Source organism: Bartonella sp. AP331QHHD (assembly GCF_042195905.1).
GTDB lineage: Bacteria > Pseudomonadota > Alphaproteobacteria > Rhizobiales > Rhizobiaceae > Bartonella.
In genome coordinates this window covers 1-3,484 of record NZ_JBHIPG010000076.1, presented here as the reverse complement: position 1 = coordinate 3,484, position 3,484 = coordinate 1, and the positions used below count along the sequence as shown (strand labels likewise).

At 35.5% G+C, this 3,484-nt stretch carries 2 protein-coding genes; both read left to right on the top strand.

All coding sequences use genetic code 11. The features are described from left to right. Positions 1–538: 538 nt before the first annotated feature. Entirely contained in the window at positions 539–1,774 is a 1,236-nt protein-coding gene (locus ACFIMS_RS08435) for an MFS transporter (protein WP_375696628.1), read from the top strand. 643 nt (positions 1,775–2,417) lie between these two features. Next, on the top strand, positions 2,418–2,813 hold the full coding sequence (locus ACFIMS_RS08430; protein ID WP_375638506.1) for a hypothetical protein: 396 nt from the start codon (positions 2,418–2,420) through the stop codon (positions 2,811–2,813). Positions 2,814–3,484: the final 671 nt, after the last annotated feature.

Genomic DNA, 3,484 nt, shown 5'->3' with positions numbered 1-3,484 from the left:
GTGTTCAGTTGTTAAGTGTGTGACGGGAGAGAAAAAGGGGGAATGGAGGATGAAGAGAGTGCGCATGGATAAGAGGAGAGTGTGGGTAAGGCGGGTGTTGCAAAGAGATGCGTGAAGGATGGCGAGGAGATAGGGCTTGATTTGTCGAGCCTGACGAAGTGCTGTCGTTTGAGGCGTGGGTGGGTGTAAGCTTTATTTTGTGGGGAAAGCTGCTTTTTGACGTGGGATTGTAGATTAGTGCTGGTTGGGAATTTTCATTCTTTGAAACGTGGGGCGGAGGTCAATGTACTAATATAGCAGATTGTGATCTCATAATTTTTACATTCTTTCTTTTTTAAAGCAAATAAGCAAGAAAAATTAATATATTACTTGATATTAGAGTAAATGCTTATATCAAGAGGAGTATTTCTTTAAAAGTTTTCACTTAACTTATTAAGCGATTTATTAGAATAAAAGACTCTTCTGAAGTTCATATCACCAATTGTATCGAAGGAAGTGTAACTTTAAGTGTAGAAAAGTTTAATATCGGATGGTTGATATGAATTTGTTTTTAAAAAAGAGTCCATTAGCTCTTTTTTGCTCTCTCTTTATTTCCAAAGTTGGTGATTATGCTTATGAAGTTGTTTTTATTTTACTGGTCTTAGAATTAACAGATAACACCTTTTTTACAGGTCTTGTGTATTTTTTTCGATTTATCCCTTTTCTCTTTTTTGGCCCTATAGGAGGTTGGTTAGCGGATAATTTTTCTTTGAAGAAAAATATGATCTTAAGTGAAGTTGTTAGATTATTAGCTTCATTGTTTGTTTTTATAACTTATATAACAGGTACGGCACATATCATTGTTCTTATTTTTGCAGCAATATGTACAACGATAGGAAGAAGTATTTTCCAACCAAGTTTTCAAGCTGCTATTCCCAGAATGTTTTCAATAAAAGATCTTACAAAGGCCAATAGCATTGCTCAAATTATCATGGAAACTGCATCCGTCATTGGCCCTTTGGTTTGTTCCATACTGCTTTTTTTTGCAAATAAATCGGCAGTACTCATTTTTGATTTTTTTACCTATTTTATATCTATTATCGTGTTATTTAATCTCACGAATTTAAATTCAAATGAGAATAAATCATTCAATTTTATAAAAATTTATCGAGAAACAGCTTCATATCTTAAATATATTTCTACAGAACATAATAATTTATTTATTACGCTCGTTGGCTCGTCGTTTGCTATTCTCTTTACGGGTGCAATTTTAAGATTTTTAATTCCAGCTTTTGTTCTCTCTATAGGGGGAGAGGAAAGCTTTGTGAGTTATATTTTTTCTCTCATGGCTGTTGGAACTATTGTTGGTGGTTTGTTATATAGTAAAATTATATTAAATATTACTTCGTTGAAGCTCATGATATTTTGGCTTCTTTATGGGGTTATTCTGTTTGTTATGCCCTTAGCTGCAGAAATTTATTTAAAATTCCTTCTCGTGTTAGCATTTGTTTTAGGATTTATTGGTGCCTTTGTGGATATTGGTTTAGTCTCAGCTATTCAATTATATTCTCGTCGTGAAGATTTTGGTAAGAGTTTTGGAACCTTTTCAACTTTAGCAAACTCTGCGGAAGCAATGTCTGGCTTTATTGCTGGACTTTTGGCACTCGTGGGATTGTTAAGCTCTTTTTTAGCTATGTCCGCATTAATTATTTCCACCGGAATTATTGGCGTTGTAAAAATTAAGAAAAATAAAGAGTTAACACCTCTTAACACGACAGTCGATGACGACCATTGATATATTTGATATCTCCATGCCGTTTCTTTTTTCTAAAGACGGTTCGCTCATTATCTTATTCATGAGGTAAAAACACCGCTCTTTGAAGGGGGTGATCTGAAACGAATGAGTGGTCAGTGGTGGAAATTTGCTAGGCAAGCATTTGAATTCTTTACAGACCGTTGTTTATAGAGTGGTACGGGGTGGATGAAGCTTTCCTTGGCTTTGTTCTGTAAATGTGGAGAAGCGTAAAAATGTGAATCTGTAAAAGTGAAGCGGAGGATTTATGGGGTTATATATTGTGCGTGTTTTTTGTCATGATATGGAGGGGTGAGAAGGATTGGGGGAAGTGTCTTCGTGAATGGAGGGGAAATGAAGGGTGCTATGCGTTGGTTTATGTAATGCAACACACCATGAAAGTAAGTATACATATACTATATGCTTTACATGTGTTTTTTCGTACTTTTAACATATATATTTTGTGTCTTAAACATAAGCTTTGAGTACTATGAGAGATGGTGGTCGTTTTTTAAACAAGCGAGAAAGTGATTAACTAATGCTTGATAGTAAAGCAGTATGTTGTTAAGGCTATTCTTTGAAAGGAGGCTCTTATTTCTGGTGTAGGAGCTTCTCAGAAGAGAATGCAATTAATAGGGGAGTTAAGATGTCAAAATATTTATTTCCGTTACCGCTTGTATTGGTGGCTGGTTGTGCATCTATCAATAATTATTCATCAAGTTATGTTAGTCCAAATATTACGCAAGATGATATAAAATTAATTGCTAACGATTTTGTTCGTAATCTTAAAAAACCTTTACCGCCCGCTACAACAACACTTATTGTGAAAAAAAATAAAACAGAAGACAACTTTACTCCTGTATTTATTGATCTCTTGCGACGGAATGGATATAACGTGATCTATACAGATCAACCAAACAAACAGCAAAATGGTGTAATCTTGACTTATCAAATAACGCCAATAAAGACAGGTATCATGTCTATGGTTTCTTATGATGAGGTTGGAGTAACGCGTTATTATATCCGCACTTATAATCGATGAAACCCCTTTGCCGGTTTGTCTCAAAAAAGTAGATAATGAAGAAATGTGTTTCAGGGGAAGTGTTGGGATTAAATTAATCAATAAAAATTTGCAGATATGAAAATTGCATATTCAGATGACAATTATTCGTCGTCTCGTTTACAATTTCAGTGTTGTAACGAAGAAAGATGTCGTTTTATCTGTTTGCAATTCTTCATGTTCTATCTCAGTTATATAGCGCTTTTATCGTTTCTGTCTTATAGAAAATTACTTTCTGTTCTACGGCTCTATATGCCAATCTAATAGTCAGATCTAAACAATCAAATTCATATGAACTCTTTACAGAAATCTGTTGTTTGAGATTGTTGGAAAGGTGTTTTGTTTTTATCAAATTGTCGCGTGGTGGTTTGGGAGTTTCCTTTGGCTGCGTTCTGTGAAGATGTAAAAGCGTAAAAATGTGAATCTGTAAAATGAAGTGAGGGATTTGTGCTTTGTGAGAGCTTTTATCATGGCATGGAATGTGGTGCGAGGATTGGGGGATGTATTTGTGAATGGAGCGGGGAACGCTGGGATGAAGAGTGCTGTTAAGTTGTGAGTGTGTGATGGGAGAGAAAAAGGGGGAATGGAGGATGAAGAGAGTGTGCGCATGGATAGGGGGGAGAGTGTGGGTAAGGCGTTGGTGCAAAGAGATG

Bases quoted from the DNA above. Each gene is read 5' to 3' on its own strand.
- ACFIMS_RS08435 (WP_375696628.1), top strand. From the start codon at position 539: ATGAATTTGTTTTTAAAAAAGAGTCCATTAGCTCTTTTTTGCTCTCTC.
- ACFIMS_RS08430 (WP_375638506.1), top strand. From the start codon at position 2,418: ATGTCAAAATATTTATTTCCGTTACCGCTTGTATTGGTGGCTGGTTGT.